This is a genomic window from Nocardia puris (assembly GCF_003315035.1).
GTDB classification, from domain to species: Bacteria; Actinomycetota; Actinomycetes; order Mycobacteriales; family Mycobacteriaceae; genus Nocardia; species Nocardia puris.
Window position 1 is genome coordinate 275,113 of sequence record NZ_QNRE01000008.1, and the last position, 17,165, is coordinate 292,277.

Below are 17,165 nucleotides of genomic sequence, written 5' to 3' on the forward strand. Positions count from 1 at the left end.
ACTCCCCCCGATTAGAGTCGTCGGCGATGAGAAGGAGGCAGCAGCCGCCGCTGCCCAAGCGGTTCGGACTGGACCCGGCCCGGCTGCGACTGCCGGAGACCGGTGAATGGGCGACCCTGCGTGATCACCTGGTGGAGCGCCTTCCCCGCGTGGATCCGGCCCGCATCGACCAATTGCTGCGCGAGGGCGCGATCGTCGACATGGACGGTCCCGTCGCCCCGGACGCCGCCTATGTGCCGGGCGGCGCGGTGTGGTTCCACCGCGATCTGCCCGACGAGACACCGGTCCCGTTCGAGATCACTGTCGTGCACCGCGACGACGACCTGCTCGTCGTGGACAAACCCCACTTCCTGGCCACCATCCCGCGCGGTCAGCACATCCGGCAGACGGCGTTGGTGCGGTTGCGCGAGGAACTCGGCCTCCCCGATCTGGTGCCCGCGCACCGGCTGGATCGGGTGACTGCCGGCCTGGTGCTGTTCATCGTGAACCCGGCCCGGCGCGGCGCCTACCAGACGATGTTCCACCGCCGCACGGTGCGCAAGGAGTACGAGGCGATCGCGCCCTACGATCCGGCGCTCACGCTGCCGCGCACCGTGCGCAGCCGGATCGTCAAGGAGAAACACGTGCTCGCCGCCATGGAGGTCGACGGCGAGCCGAACGCCGAGACCGAGGTGGACCTGCTCGAGCACCGCGACGGCCTGGGCCGCTACCGGCTGCGCCCGCACACCGGGCGCACCCACCAGCTGCGCCTGCACATGAACGGCCTGGGCATCCCCATCCTCGGCGACGACTTCTATCCCACGCTCACCGACAAGCCGGTGGACGATTTCACGCGCCCGCTCCAATTGCTGGCCGCCACACTGGAATTCACCGACCCTATCTCCGGCGAACCCCGCCGCTTCGACACCACCCGCACGCTGTCTGCCTGGCACGACTACGCCGGGTGGGCGGGCGGCTAGGACCCCATCCAGCCGAGCGGTCCCGCGCCGCAGGTGGCGCTGCCGGTGAGCGTCGGCTCGGCGACGTTGACCTTGATCTCGTAGGCCAGACCCTGGAGCGCGGCCAGCGTGTGGGTACCCGACTTACCGGGCTTCCACTGGATCGTCGCCGTGCCGTTCACGGGTTTGACCGGGCTGCCCGAGATCACCAGGGCGTTGTCGTAGAACCACACCTCGAACCAGTGGTTGACCTTCGCGGTGAGCTGGTACGTGCAGCCCGCCTGGAGGTCGCGCGAGGAGACGGTCAGGCTGTCGACGGTCGCCGACGCGTAGGACGCGGTCAGCACGGCCGCGCAGCCGGCGGCGGCCAGCGTGGTGAGGCCTGCGGCGAGGCGGCGGCGGGTCCGGGTGGTGCTCATTCGGGACTCCTCTGGGGGACTCGGGGTGCGAACGAGCGGACTGTATCGAGCGTCCAGTTCACTACGGGCCGGTTTCGCGAAAAAACTGAAACACGTTTCATTCAAATTGGTCCGAGACCGTGTCGCACGGCACCGCTGTGAGGGGTGTCGCAGGCGCGAGCGTCCGCGCATGAGCCGTCCGTACACTGGGCCGGGTGCTTCTCACGGTTCCCGAGGAAACGGCGCCCGCGCGCCGCAAACTACATGCCTATATCGATGTAGCCGTCGTGATCGTGGTCCTGGCGGGCACCAACCTCATCGCCCACTTCACCACGGCGTGGGCCAGCATCGTCACCGTGCCGGTCGCGGCCGTCGTGTTGCTGATCCTGGTGCGCCGCCGCGGGCTGGGCTGGGCCGAACTCGGGCTCTCGCCCCGGCACTGGCGGCGCGGGTCGCGCTACGCCCTGGCCGCCGTCGGCGTGGTGCTCGCGGCTGTCGCGATAGGGGCGCTGCTGCCCGTCACCCGGCCGTTCTTCCTGGCCGACCGCTACGCCACCATCTCCGGCGCGCTCATCGCGTCGATGATCGTCATCCCGTTGCAGACCGTCATCCCGGAAGAACTCGCCTTCCGCGGCGTCCTGCACGGCACCCTGGACCGCGTCTACAGCGCGCGCGGGGTGTTCGCGGCGGGCTCGCTGCTGTTCGGCCTCTGGCACATCGCTTCCTCGTTCGGCCTCACCACCGGCAACCGCGGGCTCACCGGCTTCCTGCCCGGCGGGGCCGTCGGCCAGATCGCGGGCATCGCGCTGGCGGTCGCGGCTACCGCCGCGGCGGGCGTGGTCTTCACCTGGTTACGCCACCGCAGCGGCAGCCTGCTCGCCCCCATCGCATTGCATTGGTCGGTGAACGGATTGGGAGCGCTGGCGGCCGCCGTCGTGTGGCAGACGACCTTGGCCTGACCGCGCTCGGCGCGAACACACCTGCGCCTCCACGGCGCGGTCCTCACCTGGCTGCGCCAAGGCAGGTGCAGCCTGCTCGCCACATCGCGCTGCACCCGCTCCACCCGATGGCCCCATCTCGGCCGCGCCCGCCGAGGCTGAGCCGGATGTGCCCGGCGTCGGCGGCGTAGCGCAGGCCGCAGGCCATGGCGATCTCGAGGCCTACGCCGATCCCGGACTGCGGAGTCCATCTCGCGGCTATCGTGCGCGGTGTCCTATCCGCGCACCAGTTCACCGGTGGGCAACGGCCACGGAACGAACCTCGGGATGTACCGGAACATCAGCGCCGCCCCCGTGCTCGACACCACCCCCAGGGCCGCGACGGCGGCGGCGAGCGGAGCCGCGGCGGCGAGATAGCTCTGCCGCGCCAAACCCCACACCGCGTTCGACACACCGGTGAGCGCGGCGCCCACCGCGAGCACAGACGGGTTCGGCGCGAACAGCGCGCAGAGCGCACCGACGGCGCCGAGCGCACTGCCCCCGATGATCGACCGCCGCTCCCCGAACCGGGCCACCACCCGGCCGGCGGGCAGATCCCCGATCACCGCGCCCAGTCCGACCAGCGCGACGATCACGCCGGCCGCGCCCGCCGACGCGCCCAGATCGCGGGCCAGCAGCGCGAACACGGGCATGCCCGCGGCCCTGCCCGATCCCGAAGATCGCCGAGGCGACGAAGACCGAGGCGACGAAAGGCCGCAGCGCCGCCCCGGTCGTCATGCGGTGGAGCGATCCGCCGCCTCGGCGAAACAGTTGCCCGGGTGCGGCAGTCCGTAGTGGCCGCGCAGCGTCGTCGCGGTGTATTCGGTGCGGAACAGGCCGCGCTCGCGCAGGATCGGCACCACCTGGTCGACGAAGTCGTCGAGCCCGCCGGGCAGGTAGGGCGGCATGATGTTGAACCCGTCGGCCGCGCCGCCGGTGAACCACGCCTGCAAGTCGTCGGCGACCTGCTCGGGCGTGCCGGCCAGGGTGCGGTGCCCGCGCCCGCCGCCCAGCTTGGCGATGAGCTGGCGCACGGTCAGCGACTCCTCGGCCGCGAGGTCCTCGACCAGCTGGTAGCGGCTCTTGTTGCCCTGGATCTGCTCGATCGGCGGCAGCGGCGGCAGCGGCGCGTCCAGCGCGTGCGCGGTGAGATCGACGCCGAGCATCCAGGACAGTTGCCGCAGTGAGTATTCCGGCGGCAGCGCGCGCCTTCAGGTCCCGGTAGAACTGCTGCCCCTGGGCCAGGGTGCGCTGCGCGGTGAACACCGCCTCGGCGTACTTCGCGGCAAAATCCTTTCCGCTCTCGGAGGATCCGGCCTGCACCAGCAGCGGCCTGCCCTGCTCCGAACGCGGCACGTTGAGCGGGCCGCGCACCCGGAAGCGCGGGCCCGCGTGGTCGATGGTGTGCACCTTGGACGGGTCGGCGAAGGTGCCCGACGCGGCGTCCAGGACGAGCGCGTCGTCCTCCCAGCTGTCCCACAGCGCGGTCGCCACGTCGACGAATTCGGCGGCCCGCTCGTAGCGGCCCGCGTGATCGGGAACCGTGTCGTAGCCGAAGTTCTGGGCCTCCTCGGCACCGCCCGAGGTCACGAGATTCCCGCCGGCGCGGCCACCGCTGATCCGGTCCAGCGACGCGAAAGCCCGTGCCAGCGCATAGGGTTCGTGGTAGCCGGTGGAGGCCGTGGCGATCAGGCCGACGTGTTCGGTGACCGTCGCCATCGCCGTCAGCAGGGTGATCGGCTCGAACACCGCCTGGGTGTTGTGCTCGATACGCGGGCCGACCGCGAGGATGTCGGCGAAGAACACCGAATCCAGCGTGCCCCGTTCGGCGATGCGCGCCAAAATCCTGGAAATGCTTGACGTCCAAGGCTTTCGCCGCGTCGGTGCGCGGATGCCGCCACGCGGCCTCGTGGTGGCCCACGCCCATCAGGAAGGCGTTGAGATGTAGTTGTTTCGTCATCGTGGTCCTAGTTCGTGGCCCGCCAGCGCGACAGCCTGCGTTCGATCGCGACCAGCACGCCGTTGAAGACGAGGCCGACCAGCGCGATCGCGACGATGCCCGCGTACATGTTCGGGATCTGGAAGTTCAGCTGCGAGGCGGTGATCAGATAGCCGAGTCCGGCCTTGGCGCCGACCATTTCGGCCGCGACCAGCACCAGGATCGAGGCGGCCGCCGCCATCCGGATGCCGGTGAAGATGGTGGGCACCGAGGCGGGCAGGATCACCTTCTGGAACAGCCGGATCGGTGAGATGCCCAGCGACCGCGCCGATTTCACCAGCAGCGGGTCGACGGTGCGCACACCGGAGATGGTGTTCAGCAGGATCGGGAAGGTGCAGGCGTAGATCACCAGCGCGATCTTGGAGGTCTCGCCGATGCCGAGGATCAGCACGAACACCGGCAGCAGGGCCAGCGCGGCGGTATTGCGGAACACCTCGAGCACCGGGTTCAGGAAGTCCGCGACCGGCCGCCACCAGCCGATCGCCACCCCGAGCGGCACCGCGATCAGCACGGCCACCGCGAACCCGATCAGGGCGCGCGAGAGGCTCGCCGAAAGATGTTCGGCGAGTTGACCGTTGGCGATCAGGTCACGCAGGGCCGCGACGACCTCGCTGAACGGCGGCAGGAACACCTCGTCCACCAGCCCGGCGCGCGGCGCGAACTCCCACAGCGCCAGGAAGGTGACGATCGCGATCGTCGGCTTCACCACGCGCCAGGCCAGTCGTCCGGCACGCCGGCCGAGGTCGGGCGACGCGACGGGTCGCGCGGCCGGTTCCTCGTGCGGGCGCGCGGCGGGCCGCGTGGCCGAGAGGGTCAGATCAGCCATGGAAGGCTCCTTCGACGGCGGCTAGTTCGTACTCCTGCGCCCGCTCGACCTCGGTGTGCAGCAGCGACCACACGCGGTGGCGCAGGGCGTGGAATTCGGGTTCGGAGCGCACGTCCTCCACGTCGCGGTCCAGTTCGATGTCGACGACGGCCTTCACCCGGCCCGGCCGCGAGGTCAGCACCGCGACGCGCTGGCCGAGGTAGACGGCCTCGTCGATGCCGTGCGTGATGAACAGGATCGTTTTGCCGGTGGCCCGCCAGATCCGCAGCAGTTCGTTCTGGAGCGATTCGCGGGTCTGGGCGTCGAGTGCGGCGAACGGCTCGTCCATCAGCAGTACTTCGGGGTCGAAGGCGAGGCTGCGGGCGATCGCGACGCGCTGCTTCATCCCGCCCGACAATTCGTGCGGGTACCGGTCGCCGAAGCCGCGCAGGCCGACCAATTCCAAATAGTGCTCGGCCAATTCGCGACGCTCGGCGCGACCGAGCCCCTTCGCCTCCAAACCGAATTCGATATTGCGCCGGGCGGTGCGCCACGGCAGCAACGCGTACTGCTGGAAGACGATGCCGCGATCGAGTCCGGGCCCGCGCACCGGCCGCCCGTCGAGTTCGATCGAGCCCGACGTGGGCGCGCCGAGCCCACCGAGCAGGTCGAGCAATGTCGACTTACCGCACCCACTCGGGCCGACCAGGACCAGGAATTCGCCGTCGGCCAGATCCAGGCTGATGTCCTCGACCGCCGTGAACTCCTCTTTGGAGCCGCGGATCGGGAAGCGCTTGGTGACGTTGTCCAAGCGCAGTTTCGGAGTACCCGTCATTTCGCACCCGCCAAAGCCTGGCCGTCGGGACCGGCATCCTGAGCGTAGGTGCCGTTCGCGTACGGGTTGTATTCGTTGGTGTAGAGGTCGCTCGCGTTCAGCTTGCCCTGTTCGAGTTCGCCGTTGCGGACCAGCCAGTCGATCCACGTGGACAGTTCGCGCTCGGCCACCACGCCGCCGGGGACGGGAATGCCGGGGCTGCGCCAGAATTCGATGCGGGTGGTGTCCTCGTTGCGGTTGCGCTTGCCGATGATCTGGCGGGCCCGCTCGATCACCTGCTCGCGCGGGGTGACCTGGGTCCAGCGGATGGCGCGGGCGGTGCCCTGCACGAAATCCTTGACCGCGTCGGGATTTTCGGCGATGTAGCGATCGCGCAGCACGTACGTGCCGTAGCTGAACGCGCCGAACAAATCCTTGTCGGTGAACAGCGAGCGGATGCCGCCCCGGTACAAGGCCTTTTCGCGGTGAATGGTGTTGAGCGCGGCTACCTGGATCTGGTCCGCGCGCAACGCCTGTTCGGTGTTCACCGGCGGCACCACGGTCAATTCGACCTGTTTGATCTCGTCGGCGGTCAACCCCTCCTTGGCGAGCCATTCCCGCACCAGGAATTCGTGGTGCGCGCCGAGGGTGTTCATACCGACCTTCTTGCCGATCAGGTCGCGCGCGGAACGGATCGGGCTCTCCTCGAGCACGTAGTACCCGGTGAACTCACCCTCGTCGGCGCCGTAGGAGCTGAGCACCGAGGTGATGGGCGCGCCCGCGGCGTTGAGCTTCACTACCGCGCCGTTGAACGCCGACCCGAAGTCGATATCGCCGGTGGCGACCGACTGGATGTCCTGGGGGCCGCTGGTGGTGTCGCCGACCCATTCCAGTTTCACCTTCGCGAAGTAGCCGAGGTCCTCGGCCAATTCGTGGAAACCGACCTGGCCCGTCCAGCCCTGATAGCGCAGGACCGTCCGGTCGCCGTCGGTTCTGGCCTCGTCCGAAGAGCTGCCGCAGGCGCTCACCCCGAACGCCAACGCCAACGCCATGGCCGCCACGGCCAGTGTCTTCTTCTTGAAAGCCATCGAGATTCCCCTGGTAGGAACAACACAAGTCCGACCATGGTGCCGTCACGCGACAGCGCGGGGAACCGTTTGCATCCGCGAGAATCGAACCCGGGGCACGGGCGCGCGACACGGCCGGAACACCCTTTCCGACGTGCGTTTTCGCGATTCGGGACGGCGTTCGCGTTGACCTGCGCGGGCCGCCGGATTACTCTCATCGCGTCCGCACATATGTTCGAGCATGCTGTGTCGCCACCGACTGATCGGCACGATATCTGCTCCAGGGAAGGCTCGCGATGCCCGACGAACAGTCGACCGGCCATTCCGAGATCGCCGCATTGGCGCAGCGGGTAGCGACGGCCCGCGGGAAGCTGCCGCTGCAACACGACACGGCGCTGGTGGAGGTGCTCTCCGACAGCGAGATCGCCGCGGAACGCGAACTCGCCGAATGGATCAGGGCGCAGCGGCGCGGTCAGCGCAAGCGCGCTGTGCGGGCCGAACTGTCCGCCGAGCGCCGCGACCGGCGCGCCGCCGCCCGGCTGCGCCGCGCCGAGGCGGCCGACGCGCGCTGGCATCGCAAGGCGCTGGCGGCGCGGCGGCGGGTGGCGAATCAGGACGCGCGCCTGGCCCAGCTGTACCGGCGCGCCGAATGGTCCTCGCGCGCGCTGATCGGCGTGGTGGTGCTCGGCATGGTGTGGGCCGGGGTGAACGTGCAGCGCAACTTGGTGCCCGACGGCGATATGACCAATCCGCTGTACTGGCTCAGTTACGGCATCGAGGCGATGATCTCCATCCCGATCATCGTCATCATGGTCACCGCCACCACCGCGGCCCGCTGGGGTCGCGAATTGCCGCGCGGCAAGGTGATCTTCTTCGAGGTCGCCCTGCTCGGCACCACCATCGCCCTCAACTGCGGCCCGCATCTGGCCGCCGGAAACCTCGGCCGCGCCGCCGAATACGCCATCGCCCCCGCCATGGTCGGCGTCGTCATCTGGCTGCACGCCTGGGTCGCCGCCCGCTACGCCCACCTCATCGACAGCATCCCCATCGTCGACGACACGGCCGTGCCGCGCCTGCGGGGCAGTGTGCGGGAGTGGGAGGCGGAGCCGTTGGGGTACGACCAGAGCAGGGAGACGGGGGCGGTGCCGTTGGGGCACGGCCCGACCGGGGAGCCGGGCGCCGCTGTCCACCGCGGGACCGGTCGGTCCGAATCGCGTAGCGACAGCTATGCCCGCGAGGGCGCGCCGAGCCACGATGCCGATGGGCTGTCCCGCGATGCGGTCGGACCGGCCGTGCTCCATCCCGCGGCGTTCGCAGACGCCGCCGCACCGAAATCCGTCTCTGCACAGGCGGTCCCCCCGCGCCCGACGACCGATACCGTCGCTGGGCCCGACCCGGTTTCGCGGCACGATGCCGAGGAGGTCCGGCGAGGGCACGCGTCCGGCGCGAAGGGGTCAGATTCCGGTCGCCGGAATGCGCTGCCGCACAACGGCGCAGCTGTGTTCGCCGAAGACGACGCCCGGCGCATCAGCGACGAGGTCCTGCGAGCCGATCAGCGGGCCGCCGCGTCCGAGCCGACGCCCGAAGCAGCACCCGAATCACCCGAGACCTCAACGGCTTCCGATACGACACCCACCCGGGCCGCCGCGTCCGAGACTGACGACGCCGAGATCCCTCCGTGCGACGGCGGTGAGCTTGCGACCGACACACCGAGTGGCGGCGCTCCCGACTCCCCCTTCCGCGTCACGGATTTCGTGCCCGCCCCCACCACCCGAGAGTTCCGCATCGAGCGCACACCGGCGCGGCCGCACAACGGTCATGTCAACGGCGGTGAGCCGCCGAAGCGCAACGGGCACGCGTTGCCGAGCATGAACTCCCGCGACACCGCCGGCGGCGACCACGCCGAGACCGCGAATCGCCCTCTCGTGCACGCCGTTCCGCTCTCCCTCGTCACCGGCGGCCTGACCGCGGCCACCACCGAAGGACGCCCGAATCCCCGCCCCGGCGCCCGAGGACCACGCACCCCGAACGGCGCTGTCGCCCACGCCTATTCGCCCGCCGAAGACAATCCGCACTCCGAACTCGCCACCGCGTCCTGGGCGGAAGTCCGCAACCTCCGGCCGGAGACCGGACACGCGCCCACCGCTCCCACCCGCGATACGGCCTCCCGCCCACCCAGCGGGTCCGAGCACGCGCCCGCCGACGACCGCACCGACACCACACGCCCGCGCAACTCAGGCCACGCGCCCACCGACGACCAGTCCGACGCCACACGCCAACCGACTTTCTCCGACCTCCCGGCGCAGCCCACCGAGCACACGCCCGCCGCCCGCCCGCGCACCCCGGACCACGCCCCCACCGACGACAACGTGCGTCACCCGACGACCACAGACCGCCCGGCGCAACCCGAACAACTCACCCTCGAACCGGAACCCGAACTCCCCCGCAGCACCGAGATCATCCTCGCCACCGAACGCGCCCTCACCGACGAGAACGACGCCCCCGACCTCGAACCCGACACCGCCGAGGACGAGGTCCGCTTGGTCGCCCGCGCCATCGCCGACCAGCGCCGCTCCACCCTCCCGTTGGACCAGATCGCCGAAATCCTCACCCTCGCCGACCAATCCTGGCCCACCCCCGGCATCGCGAAGGAAGTCGGCGTCTCCACCTCCGCCGTCACCCGCGTCATCGAGGCCGCCCACAAAATAGGCCGCCCCTACGCCGACCTCCCCTGAGCAATCCCCCGCCACCGACCTCCTCACCTCGTCGGCAGCACCATCGCGTCGCCGAGGTCGTTGTCACTGCGAATCGTCCGGGAGAATCCGGAAGGCGGGGTACCGGTTCAGCGGGCGGATCGCGCGGAAGTCACGCCGGTCGAGCGTCAGAATCGCATCGGTGTCGAACTCGTCTGCCAGCGTGACGCAGATGGCGTCGACGATATCCAAGTTGAGCCCGTCGTACTTCGCTCGCACGTCGAGCGCGGTACGAATCTGGGCCGCCGACGTGTTCCCGACGACGATACGAGTCGAGGCGATCCGGTCAGCCAGCACAGCCAGTATCGCGTCGGCGGCCGCGCGACCGGCGCGGACGCTCGCCACATGGTGAATCTCGGTCAGCGCGAGCGGACTGATCACCAACGCACCGGCTTGGTCGGCGGCGCGTCGCACTGCGAAGTGCTCGGGATCGGAGCGATTGAAGAGCGCGAGTGTTCCCGAGGTGTCCGCGATGACGATCATGCGGATCGATTCATCGCGTCGCGAATATCGTCCTTACCAATCGCGCCACCGAGGTCGAACGTCTCTTCATCACCGACCAGCGGCGAGTCCCACTGACGATGCCGCATCAAGTAGTCACGCACGGCGTCACGGGTGATCTCCTGTTTCGAACGCCCTTCGGAATCGGCTTGCGCGGTGAGCGCCGCCTCTTCCGCCTCTGACAGCCGCATTGTCCATGCCATGGACCCATGGTATCAGTGCTGATACCAATCGGCCACGATCGCGGTGCAGGATTCGGCATTCTCGGGCGACGTGATAGATGATCAACGGAGGTGCGCCGTAGCCTGGCATTCGTAAGATCCATGCGTAACTCGATGTCGATATCGGAACGTCGTTCCATTCGACGACTCCTACCGTGGCGGGGCCTGGTCGTACGTGCATACGCGCCATCCACGACTCCTCGGTTGGCTGAAGGGTGCGTTCGGCCGAACCCGCGATAATCTCACAGCCACTGTGACGTACGGCGTCCCGCGCGCGGTCGGGTGCACGTCGTCTGTGGGTCCGGAGGGAGACACTCCGGAACGCCGAAGGCCCGCCTCCCCGAACGGGGAAGCGGGCCTTGGGTTTTCGACGTCAGCCGAGGAGAGGGCTTACTTGGCCTTCTCCAGGACCTCCACCAGGCGCCAGCGCTTGGTGGCCGACAGCGGGCGGGTCTCCATCAGCTGAACGCGGTCGCCGATGCCGGCGATCTCGTTCTCGTCGTGCGCCTTCACCTTGGAGGTGGTGCGGATGATCTTGCCGTAGAGCGGGTGCCGCGCACGGTCCTCCAGCTCGACGACGATCGTCTTGTTCATCTTGTCCGAGACGACGTAGCCGACCCGCACCTTGCGGCGGCCACGCTCCTGTGCCTGTTCACTCATGCGGCGTCTCCCTTGTCGGCGGGTCCGGTGGCCAGACCGAGCTCGCGCTCACGCATGACCGTGTAGATGCGCGCGATCTCGTGACGGACGACGCGCAAGCGACGGTTATTGTCCAGCTGACCCGTCGCCATCTGGAAGCGCAGGTTGAACAGCTCCTCCTTCGACTCGCGCAGGCGGGAGACGAGTTCGTCTTCGGTGAGCTCGCGGAGCTCTGCGGCCGGTGTACCGGTAGCCATCAGAACTGCTCCTCCCTGGTCACGATCCTGCACTTCATCGGGAGCTTGTGCATCGCGCGGCGCAGGGCCTCGCGAGCGGTCTCCTCATTCGGATAGCTCATCTCGAACATCACGCGACCGGGCTTGACATTCGCGACCCACCACTCCGGCGAACCCTTACCGGAACCCATGCGGGTCTCGGCGGGCTTCTTGGTGAGCGGGCGATCCGGGTAGATGTTGATCCAGATCTTGCCACCACGGCGGATGTGGCGAGTCATCGCGATACGCGCCGACTCGATCTGCCGGTTGGTGACGTAGGCGGGCTCGAGAGCCTGGATGCCGTACTCACCGAACGCGACCGAGGTGCCGCCCTTGGCGATGCCCGAGCGGCCGGGGTGATGCTGCTTGCGGTGCTTGACCTTACGAGGCATCAGCATGCGTCAGCCCTCCTGATTCTCTGCCGGCGCCTCGGCCACCGCGGTGGCCGTGCGACCGGCGTCAGCGGCGGCGCCGGCGGAGCCGGAACGACGCGGACGGCTCGGACGCTCCCGGCGCGGACGCTCGGGGGCGGCCGCCGCGGCGGTCAGCTCACGCTTGCCGCCGACGATGTCGCCCTTGTAGATCCAGACCTTCACGCCGATGCGACCGAAGGTGGTCTTGGCCTCGTAGAGGCCGTAGTCGATGTCGGCGCGCAGCGTGTGCAGCGGCACCCGACCCTCGCGGTAGAACTCCGAGCGCGACATTTCGGCGCCGCCCAGACGGCCCGAGCACTGCACGCGGATGCCCTTGACGTTCGGCGAACGCATGGCCGACTGGATGGCCTTGCGCATCGCGCGACGGAACGCCACACGGTTGGACAGCTGCTCGGCCACGCCCTGGGCCACCAGCTGCGCATCCGACTCGGGGTTCTTGACCTCGAGGATGTTCAGCTGCACCTGCTTGCCGGTGAGCTTCTCGAGTTCGGCGCGGATGCGGTCGGCCTCGGCGCCGCGACGGCCGATCACGATGCCCGGACGCGCGGTGTGGATGTCCACCCGCACGCGGTCCCGGGTGCGCTCGATCTCGACCTTCGAGATGCCGGCCCGCTCCATGCCCGTGGCGAGGAGCTTGCGGATCGCGACGTCTTCCTTCACGTAGTCCGCGTACTGCTTGTCCGCGTACCAACGCGACTTCCAGTCGGTGGTGATACCGAGGCGGAAGCCATGGGGATTGATCTTCTGTCCCATTTACTCAGCCCCTCCCTTCCGGCGGTTGCGAGTGGCGCCGCCGGCGGTGGGCACGCTCTCGACCTCGATGGTGATGTGGCTGGTGCGCTTGCGGATCCGGAACGCGCGGCCCTGGGCACGCGGCTGGAAACGCTTCAGGGTGGGACCCTCGTCGACGTAGGCGGTCGACACGACCAGGGTGGCCGGGTTCAGGCCGAGGTTGTTCTCGGCGTTGGCCGCGGCCGAGGCAACGACCTTGGCGACCGGCTCGCTCGCGGCCTGGGGCGCGAACTTCAGGATGTTCAGCGCGTCCTCGACCCGCTGACCGCGGACCAGGTCCACGACGCGACGCGCCTTCATGGGCGTCACGCGGACGAACTTCGCGGTCGCGCGCGCGGTCGGGTTCTGAGTTTCGGTGCTCATCGCCGCTTGCTCTTCCGATCTTCCTTGACGTGGCTCTTGAAGGTCCTGGTCGGCGCGAACTCACCGAGCTTGTGCCCGACCATGTTCTCCGACACGAACACCGGCACGTGCTTGCGGCCGTCGTGCACCGCGAACGTGTGGCCGATGAAATCGGGGATGATGGTCGAACGACGCGACCAGGTCTTGATGACCTGCTTGGTGCCCTTCTCGTTCTGGACGTCCACCTTCGCGAGGAGGTGATCGTCGACGAACGGGCCCTTCTTGAGGCTGCGTGGCATTTCTTACCTCCTCCTTCAGCGCTTCTTGCCGGTCTTGCGACGGCGGACGATGAGCTTGTCGCTCGGACGGTTGGGCTTGCGGGTGCGGCCTTCCGGCTTACCCCACGGCGAGACCGGGTGGCGGCCACCGGAGGTCTTGCCCTCACCACCACCGTGCGGGTGGTCGACCGGGTTCATGACGACACCACGCACCGTGGGACGACGGCCCTTCCAGCGCATACGGCCGGCCTTGCCCCAGTTGATGTTCGACTGCTCGGCGTTGCCGACCTCGCCGACGGTGGCGCGGCAGCGCACGTCGACGCGGCGGATCTCGCCGGAAGGCATACGCAGCACCGCGTACTGGCCTTCCTTACCGAGCAACTGGATGCTCATGCCCGCGGCGCGCGCCAGCTTGGCGCCGCCGCCGGGACGCAGCTCCACGGCGTGGATGGTGGTACCGGTCGGGATGCTGCGCAGCGGCAGGTTGTTGCCCGGCTTGATGTCCGCGCCGGGACCCGACTCGATGCGGGTGCCCTGCACCACGCCCTTGGGGGCGATGATGTAGCGCTTCTCGCCGTCGGCGAAGTGCAGCAGCGCGATATTGGCGGTCCGGTTGGGGTCGTACTCGATGTGCGCGACCTTGGCCGGGATGCCGTCCTTGTCCAGGCGACGGAAGTCGATCAGACGGTAGGCCCGCTTGTGGCCGCCACCGCGGTGCCGCGTGGTGATGCGACCGTGCGCGTTGCGGCCACCGGTCTTGGACAGCGGGCGCAGCAGCGACTTCTCCGGGGTGGACCGGGTGATCTCGGCGAAGTCCGAGACGCTCGAGCCACGACGGCCCGGCGTAGTCGGCTTGTACTTGCGAATTGCCATGAGTTCTTCTCTGCTTTCTGGATTCCCGTCCGCTTACGCGACCGGGCCTCCGAAGATCTCGATGGGCTTGCTGTCGGCCGAGATGGTCACGAGCGCGCGCTTGGTGCTCTTGCGCTTGCCGTAACCGAAGCGGGTCCGCTTGCGCTTGCCCTGACGGTTGGCGGTGTTGACGCTGGTGACCTTCACACCGAAGACCTTCTCGACGGCGATCTTGATCTGCGTCTTGTTGGAGTCCGGGTGCACCAGGAAGGTGTAGGTGCCTTCCTCGATCAGTCCGTAGGACTTCTCCGAGATGACCGGCGCCAGCAGGATGTCGCGGGGGTCGGCGATGGTGGTCACTTGCTCTCCTCCTGTGCCGCCTCGGCCGGACCGTGAACGAACGCGTTCAGGGCCTCGACGCTGAACACCACGTCGTCGCTGTTGAGCACGTCGTAGGTGTTGAGCTGATCCGGGGCGATCGGCTGCACGTTCTGCAGGTTCGCCACGCTCTTCCACGCGGCGATGTCCTCGCGGCCGACCACGACGAGCAGCTTCTTGCGGTCGGTCAGCTCGGCCAGGAAGCTCTTGGCCGACTTGGTGGACGGGGTCTGACCCGCCACCAGCTCGGTGACCACGTGGATGCGCTCGTTGCGAGCCCGGTCGGACAGGGCGCCACGCAGGGCGGCGACCTTCATCTTCTTCGGGGTGCGCTGGCTGTAGTCGCGCGGCTGCGGGCCGTGGACGGTGCCACCGCCGGCGAACTGCGGCGCGCGGGTCGAGCCCTGGCGGGCGCGGCCGGTGCCCTTCTGGCGGTACGGCTTCTTGCCACCGCCGCGGACCTCGCCGCGGGTCTTGGTGGCGTGCGTGCCCTGGCGGGCCGCGGCCTGCTGGGCCACGACGACCTGGTGCATCAGCGCGATGTTCGCGGTCACGTCGAAGATCTCGGCGGGGAGATCGACGGTGCCCTCGGTCTTGCCGCCGGGAGCCTTCACCGCGACGGTGAGGTTCGCGGCCTTCTTCTCAGTGTTCACGGTCATGCGTGCGCACCACCCTTCACGGCGCTCTTGACGATCACGACGCCGCCCTTGCGACCCGGGATCGCACCCTTGATCAGGAGCAGGCCGTTCTCGGCGTCCACCTTGTGAACCGACAGGTTCTGGGTGGTGACGCGGTCGTTGCCCATCCGGCCCGACATGCGCATGCCCTTGAACACGCGGCCGGGGGTGGCGCAACCACCGATGGAGCCGGGGCGGCGGTGCACGGCCTGCGCACCGTGCGAGGCACCCTGGCCACGGAAGCCGTGGCGCTTCATGGTGCCCGCGAAGCCCTTGCCCTTGCTGGTGCCGGTGACGTCGACGAACGTGCCCTCTTCGAACACGTCGGCGTTGATCTCCTGGCCGACCTCGAAGGTGGAGGTGTCGGCGACCCGGATCTCCGCGACGTGGCGACGCGGGGTGACACCGGCCTTGGCGAACTGGCCGGCGTCCGGCTTGTTCACCTTGCGCGGGTCGATGGCGCCGAAGGCGACCTGGACGGCGCTGTAGCCGTCGCGCTCCTCGGTGCGGATCAGGGTGACGACGTTCGGGCCCGCCTTGATGACGGTGACCGGAACCACGCGGTTCTTGTCGTCGAACACCTGGGTCATGCCGAGCTTGGTGCCCAGGATTCCGGCGGCAGGCCGGTTCTTGTTGTCAGTCATGTCTCGAGTCCCCGTCACTGAATGTTGACGTCGACGCTGGCCGGCAGGTCGATGCGCATGAGCGCGTCGACCGTCTTCGGCGTCGGGTCGAGGATGTCGATCAGCCGCTTGTGCGTACGCATCTCGAAGTGTTCGCGCGAGTCCTTGTACTTGTGCGGCGAACGGATGACGCAGTACACGTTCTTCTCGGTCGGCAACGGCACCGGGCCGACGACGCGGGCCCCGGTACGGGTCACCGTCTCCACGATCTTGCGCGCAGACGCGTCGATCGCCTCGTGGTCATAGGCCTTGAGCCTGATGCGGATCTTTTGTCCCGCCACGCTAAGTGTCCTTTTCTCCGCTTTCCTTCGTGGTCGCAGAAGCTGGCTTCCGCACCACCCTCAATTTGCACAGCCCGAACACACGAAGACGTCTCAGCTCGAGAGGACTGGCCCGGAGGAGGCAGCCCGCGTAACCACGCAGGGCCCCGATCGAGCTCGATCCCACACAGTGGAGACCACGACCGGGACGCGCCCAGTCTTCGCCGCTGTTCATCTGTCATGGTTCTCCGGTCCACGCGGTCGGGCGTGTCGCCCTTTCGCTCATTCTGCGTTCCCGGATCGCAACTTCATCTCGGGCCGCGGAACGATGTCCCGGACGTACCCACACCGATACTCCGGCGAGGTACACGAGTTTGGTACTGCACGCCTCGCCGAACGCGACCGCTCCCACAGGAAACGGGCACGACCCCGTGCAAGGCAACCCGAACAGTATGCCCGACGCCGGGGAGCGACTTCAAATCGGGGGTGGTGTTGAGTGGGACACGCACCACCCGAGCGAAGGAAACCCTACCCCACCTGCGAGAACGGCCCGTATGGGACAGTGGTTCCCTTTATCTTACCGTTGAGTAAGATAGGGTCCATGGGTAAAGAGACCGCGACTTACCGCGGGTGGAAGAAGCTGCCGGACAACCGGCTCGGGCACACGCTGTTCTCGCTGGGGATGGTGGCGCGGGTGCCGTACTTCGGGACGGTGCTGCCGAACGTGGTGCGGCTCGAGCCCGGACTGTGCGAGGTGACCTCGCCCAAGTGGTTCGGCATCCACAACCACCTGGGCACCTTCCACGCGATCGCGGCGTGCAACCTGGCCGAGGTGGCGATGGGCATGCTCAGCGAGGCCACCGTGCCCACCACGCACCGGTGGATCCCCAAGGCGATGAACGTGCAGTACCTGGCCAAGGCCGAGTCGGGGCTGCGCGCGGTGGCGAAGCTGCCGCAGATCCCCGACTTCGACGCGATCACCGAGGGGCAGGACCTGGTGGTCCCGGTCTCCATCTACGACAAGGACGGCCTCGAGGTCGTGCACGCCGACATCACCACCTGGGTCACCCCCAAGTAGGGCG

At 68.5% G+C, this 17,165-nt stretch carries 22 protein-coding genes and 2 pseudogenes; 5 read left to right on the plus strand and 19 right to left on the minus strand.

The window, feature by feature from the left end:
- The first annotated feature begins 26 nt into the window (after positions 1-26).
- Positions 27-959 carry an RluA family pseudouridine synthase gene (locus DFR74_RS21095; protein WP_067507579.1) on the plus strand — a complete coding sequence of 311 codons (933 nt, stop codon included), beginning with the start codon at positions 27-29 and terminating at the stop codon, positions 957-959.
- On the opposite strand, the gene DFR74_RS21100 is transcribed toward DFR74_RS21095, so the two are convergent.
- The gene (locus DFR74_RS21100; protein ID WP_067507581.1) at positions 956-1,357 is read right to left on the minus strand and encodes a hypothetical protein; all 402 of its coding nucleotides are present in this window, start codon (positions 1,355-1,357) and stop codon (positions 956-958) included. The two genes, DFR74_RS21095 and DFR74_RS21100, sit on opposite strands and share 4 nt — an antisense overlap.
- 194 nt (positions 1,358-1,551) lie before the next feature.
- Between DFR74_RS21100 and DFR74_RS21105 the strand changes: the two genes are divergently transcribed.
- Positions 1,552-2,295 (plus strand): CPBP family intramembrane glutamic endopeptidase, encoded by a 744-nt coding sequence (locus tag DFR74_RS21105; RefSeq protein ID WP_084537491.1) that lies wholly within the window; start codon positions 1,552-1,554, stop codon positions 2,293-2,295.
- Positions 2,296-2,645: 350 nt separating this feature from the next.
- On the opposite strand, the pseudogene DFR74_RS21110 reads toward DFR74_RS21105, so the two are convergent.
- Positions 2,646-3,051 (minus strand): annotated as a pseudogene (locus DFR74_RS21110) (MFS transporter); the annotation flags it as partial.
- Between the two features lie 276 nt (positions 3,052-3,327).
- Positions 3,328-4,119 (minus strand): annotated as a pseudogene (locus tag DFR74_RS38020) (NtaA/DmoA family FMN-dependent monooxygenase); the annotation flags it as partial.
- Between DFR74_RS38020 and DFR74_RS38025 the strand changes: the two are divergent.
- Positions 4,019-4,261, plus strand: coding sequence for a hypothetical protein (locus DFR74_RS38025; protein ID WP_369689991.1), 243 nt, complete (start codon positions 4,019-4,021; stop codon positions 4,259-4,261). The pseudogene DFR74_RS38020 and the gene DFR74_RS38025 sit on opposite strands and share 101 nt — an antisense overlap.
- Positions 4,262-4,280: 19 nt before the next feature.
- Here DFR74_RS38025 and DFR74_RS21120 read toward each other — a convergent pair whose 3' ends face one another.
- From DFR74_RS21120 to DFR74_RS21130, 3 genes are read right to left on the minus strand one after another with little or no spacing between them, the layout of a single operon-like run.
- On the minus strand, positions 4,281-5,138 hold the full coding sequence (locus tag DFR74_RS21120; protein ID WP_084537492.1) for an ABC transporter permease: 858 nt from the start codon (positions 5,136-5,138) through the stop codon (positions 4,281-4,283).
- Positions 5,131-5,952, minus strand: coding sequence for an ABC transporter ATP-binding protein (locus DFR74_RS21125; protein ID WP_067507589.1), 822 nt, complete (start codon positions 5,950-5,952; stop codon positions 5,131-5,133). Before DFR74_RS21125 ends, DFR74_RS21120 begins: the two co-directional genes overlap by 8 nt.
- On the minus strand, positions 5,949-7,019 hold the full coding sequence (locus tag DFR74_RS21130) for an ABC transporter substrate-binding protein (protein WP_067507592.1): 1,071 nt from the start codon (positions 7,017-7,019) through the stop codon (positions 5,949-5,951). Before DFR74_RS21130 ends, DFR74_RS21125 begins: the two co-directional genes overlap by 4 nt.
- A 275-nt stretch (positions 7,020-7,294) precedes the next feature.
- Here DFR74_RS21130 and DFR74_RS21135 point away from each other — a divergent pair, with 275 nt between their 5' ends.
- Positions 7,295-9,733, plus strand: coding sequence for a hypothetical protein (locus DFR74_RS21135; protein WP_113975222.1), 2,439 nt, complete (start codon positions 7,295-7,297; stop codon positions 9,731-9,733).
- Positions 9,734-9,796: 63 nt separating this feature from the next.
- On the opposite strand, the gene DFR74_RS21140 is transcribed toward DFR74_RS21135, so the two are convergent.
- From DFR74_RS21140 to rpsJ, 13 genes are all read right to left on the minus strand, one after another.
- Positions 9,797-10,234 carry a PIN domain-containing protein gene (locus DFR74_RS21140; protein WP_067507603.1) on the minus strand — a complete coding sequence of 146 codons (438 nt, stop codon included), beginning with the start codon at positions 10,232-10,234 and terminating at the stop codon, positions 9,797-9,799.
- Positions 10,231-10,455 carry a hypothetical protein gene (locus tag DFR74_RS21145; protein WP_147265867.1) on the minus strand — a complete coding sequence of 75 codons (225 nt, stop codon included), beginning with the start codon at positions 10,453-10,455 and terminating at the stop codon, positions 10,231-10,233. Before DFR74_RS21145 ends, DFR74_RS21140 begins: the two co-directional genes overlap by 4 nt.
- Before the next feature lie 408 nt (positions 10,456-10,863).
- Complete coding sequence (rpsQ, locus tag DFR74_RS21150) at positions 10,864-11,133, minus strand: 30S ribosomal protein S17 (RefSeq protein WP_067507609.1); 270 nt, start codon at positions 11,131-11,133, stop codon at positions 10,864-10,866.
- Positions 11,130-11,369 carry a 50S ribosomal protein L29 gene (gene rpmC, locus DFR74_RS21155; protein ID WP_040794488.1) on the minus strand — a complete coding sequence of 80 codons (240 nt, stop codon included), beginning with the start codon at positions 11,367-11,369 and terminating at the stop codon, positions 11,130-11,132. Before rpmC ends, rpsQ begins: the two co-directional genes overlap by 4 nt.
- Positions 11,369-11,785, minus strand: coding sequence for a 50S ribosomal protein L16 (gene rplP / locus DFR74_RS21160; RefSeq protein ID WP_067507612.1), 417 nt, complete (start codon positions 11,783-11,785; stop codon positions 11,369-11,371). The genes rpmC and rplP overlap by 1 nt, the downstream gene beginning before the upstream one ends.
- 3 nt (positions 11,786-11,788) lie before the next feature.
- Entirely contained in the window at positions 11,789-12,574 is a 786-nt protein-coding gene (gene rpsC / locus DFR74_RS21165; protein WP_067507615.1) for a 30S ribosomal protein S3, read from the minus strand.
- Positions 12,575-12,976, minus strand: a complete 402-nt coding sequence (gene rplV / locus DFR74_RS21170; RefSeq protein WP_067507619.1) for a 50S ribosomal protein L22 — start codon at positions 12,974-12,976, stop codon at positions 12,575-12,577.
- On the minus strand, positions 12,973-13,254 hold the full coding sequence (rpsS, locus tag DFR74_RS21175; RefSeq protein ID WP_067507622.1) for a 30S ribosomal protein S19: 282 nt from the start codon (positions 13,252-13,254) through the stop codon (positions 12,973-12,975). The genes rplV and rpsS overlap by 4 nt, the downstream gene beginning before the upstream one ends.
- A gap of 15 nt (positions 13,255-13,269) precedes the next feature.
- On the minus strand, positions 13,270-14,106 hold the full coding sequence (rplB, locus tag DFR74_RS21180; RefSeq protein WP_067507624.1) for a 50S ribosomal protein L2: 837 nt from the start codon (positions 14,104-14,106) through the stop codon (positions 13,270-13,272).
- A 33-nt stretch (positions 14,107-14,139) separates the two neighbouring features.
- Entirely contained in the window at positions 14,140-14,445 is a 306-nt protein-coding gene (gene rplW, locus DFR74_RS21185; protein ID WP_029923608.1) for a 50S ribosomal protein L23, read from the minus strand.
- Complete coding sequence (gene rplD, locus DFR74_RS21190; protein WP_067507627.1) at positions 14,442-15,122, minus strand: 50S ribosomal protein L4; 681 nt, start codon at positions 15,120-15,122, stop codon at positions 14,442-14,444. The genes rplW and rplD overlap by 4 nt, the downstream gene beginning before the upstream one ends.
- Positions 15,119-15,784, minus strand: a complete 666-nt coding sequence (gene rplC / locus DFR74_RS21195; protein ID WP_067507630.1) for a 50S ribosomal protein L3 — start codon at positions 15,782-15,784, stop codon at positions 15,119-15,121. The genes rplD and rplC overlap by 4 nt, the downstream gene beginning before the upstream one ends.
- A 14-nt stretch (positions 15,785-15,798) precedes the next feature.
- On the minus strand, positions 15,799-16,104 hold the full coding sequence (gene rpsJ / locus DFR74_RS21200; protein WP_003938093.1) for a 30S ribosomal protein S10: 306 nt from the start codon (positions 16,102-16,104) through the stop codon (positions 15,799-15,801).
- Between the two features lie 580 nt (positions 16,105-16,684).
- Here rpsJ and DFR74_RS21205 point away from each other — a divergent pair.
- Positions 16,685-17,161, plus strand: coding sequence for a hotdog fold domain-containing protein (locus DFR74_RS21205; RefSeq protein ID WP_067507633.1), 477 nt, complete (start codon positions 16,685-16,687; stop codon positions 17,159-17,161).
- Positions 17,162-17,165: the final 4 nt, after the last annotated feature.

Excerpts from the sequence above, each read along its gene's own strand:
- DFR74_RS21095 (WP_067507579.1), top strand. The coding sequence starts at position 27 with ATGAGAAGGAGGCAGCAGCCGCCGCTGCCCAAGCGGTTCGGACTGGAC.
- DFR74_RS21100 (WP_067507581.1), bottom strand. The coding sequence starts at position 1,357 with ATGAGCACCACCCGGACCCGCCGCCGCCTCGCCGCAGGCCTCACCACG.
- DFR74_RS21120 (WP_084537492.1), bottom strand. The coding sequence starts at position 5,138 with ATGGCTGATCTGACCCTCTCGGCCACGCGGCCCGCCGCGCGCCCGCAC.
- DFR74_RS21125 (WP_067507589.1), bottom strand. The coding sequence starts at position 5,952 with ATGACGGGTACTCCGAAACTGCGCTTGGACAACGTCACCAAGCGCTTC.
- DFR74_RS21130 (WP_067507592.1), bottom strand. The coding sequence starts at position 7,019 with ATGGCTTTCAAGAAGAAGACACTGGCCGTGGCGGCCATGGCGTTGGCG.
- DFR74_RS21135 (WP_113975222.1), top strand. The coding sequence starts at position 7,295 with ATGCCCGACGAACAGTCGACCGGCCATTCCGAGATCGCCGCATTGGCG.
- DFR74_RS21140 (WP_067507603.1), bottom strand. The coding sequence starts at position 10,234 with ATGATCGTCATCGCGGACACCTCGGGAACACTCGCGCTCTTCAATCGC.
- DFR74_RS21145 (WP_147265867.1), bottom strand. The coding sequence starts at position 10,455 with ATGGCATGGACAATGCGGCTGTCAGAGGCGGAAGAGGCGGCGCTCACC.
- rpsQ (WP_067507609.1), bottom strand. The coding sequence starts at position 11,133 with ATGAGTGAACAGGCACAGGAGCGTGGCCGCCGCAAGGTGCGGGTCGGC.
- rpmC (WP_040794488.1), bottom strand. The coding sequence starts at position 11,369 with ATGGCTACCGGTACACCGGCCGCAGAGCTCCGCGAGCTCACCGAAGAC.
- rplP (WP_067507612.1), bottom strand. The coding sequence starts at position 11,785 with ATGCTGATGCCTCGTAAGGTCAAGCACCGCAAGCAGCATCACCCCGGC.
- rpsC (WP_067507615.1), bottom strand. The coding sequence starts at position 12,574 with ATGGGACAGAAGATCAATCCCCATGGCTTCCGCCTCGGTATCACCACC.
- rplV (WP_067507619.1), bottom strand. The coding sequence starts at position 12,976 with ATGAGCACCGAAACTCAGAACCCGACCGCGCGCGCGACCGCGAAGTTC.
- rpsS (WP_067507622.1), bottom strand. The coding sequence starts at position 13,254 with ATGCCACGCAGCCTCAAGAAGGGCCCGTTCGTCGACGATCACCTCCTC.
- rplB (WP_067507624.1), bottom strand. The coding sequence starts at position 14,106 with ATGGCAATTCGCAAGTACAAGCCGACTACGCCGGGCCGTCGTGGCTCG.
- rplD (WP_067507627.1), bottom strand. The coding sequence starts at position 15,122 with ATGACCGTGAACACTGAGAAGAAGGCCGCGAACCTCACCGTCGCGGTG.
- rplC (WP_067507630.1), bottom strand. The coding sequence starts at position 15,784 with ATGACTGACAACAAGAACCGGCCTGCCGCCGGAATCCTGGGCACCAAG.
- DFR74_RS21205 (WP_067507633.1), top strand. The coding sequence starts at position 16,685 with ATGGGTAAAGAGACCGCGACTTACCGCGGGTGGAAGAAGCTGCCGGAC.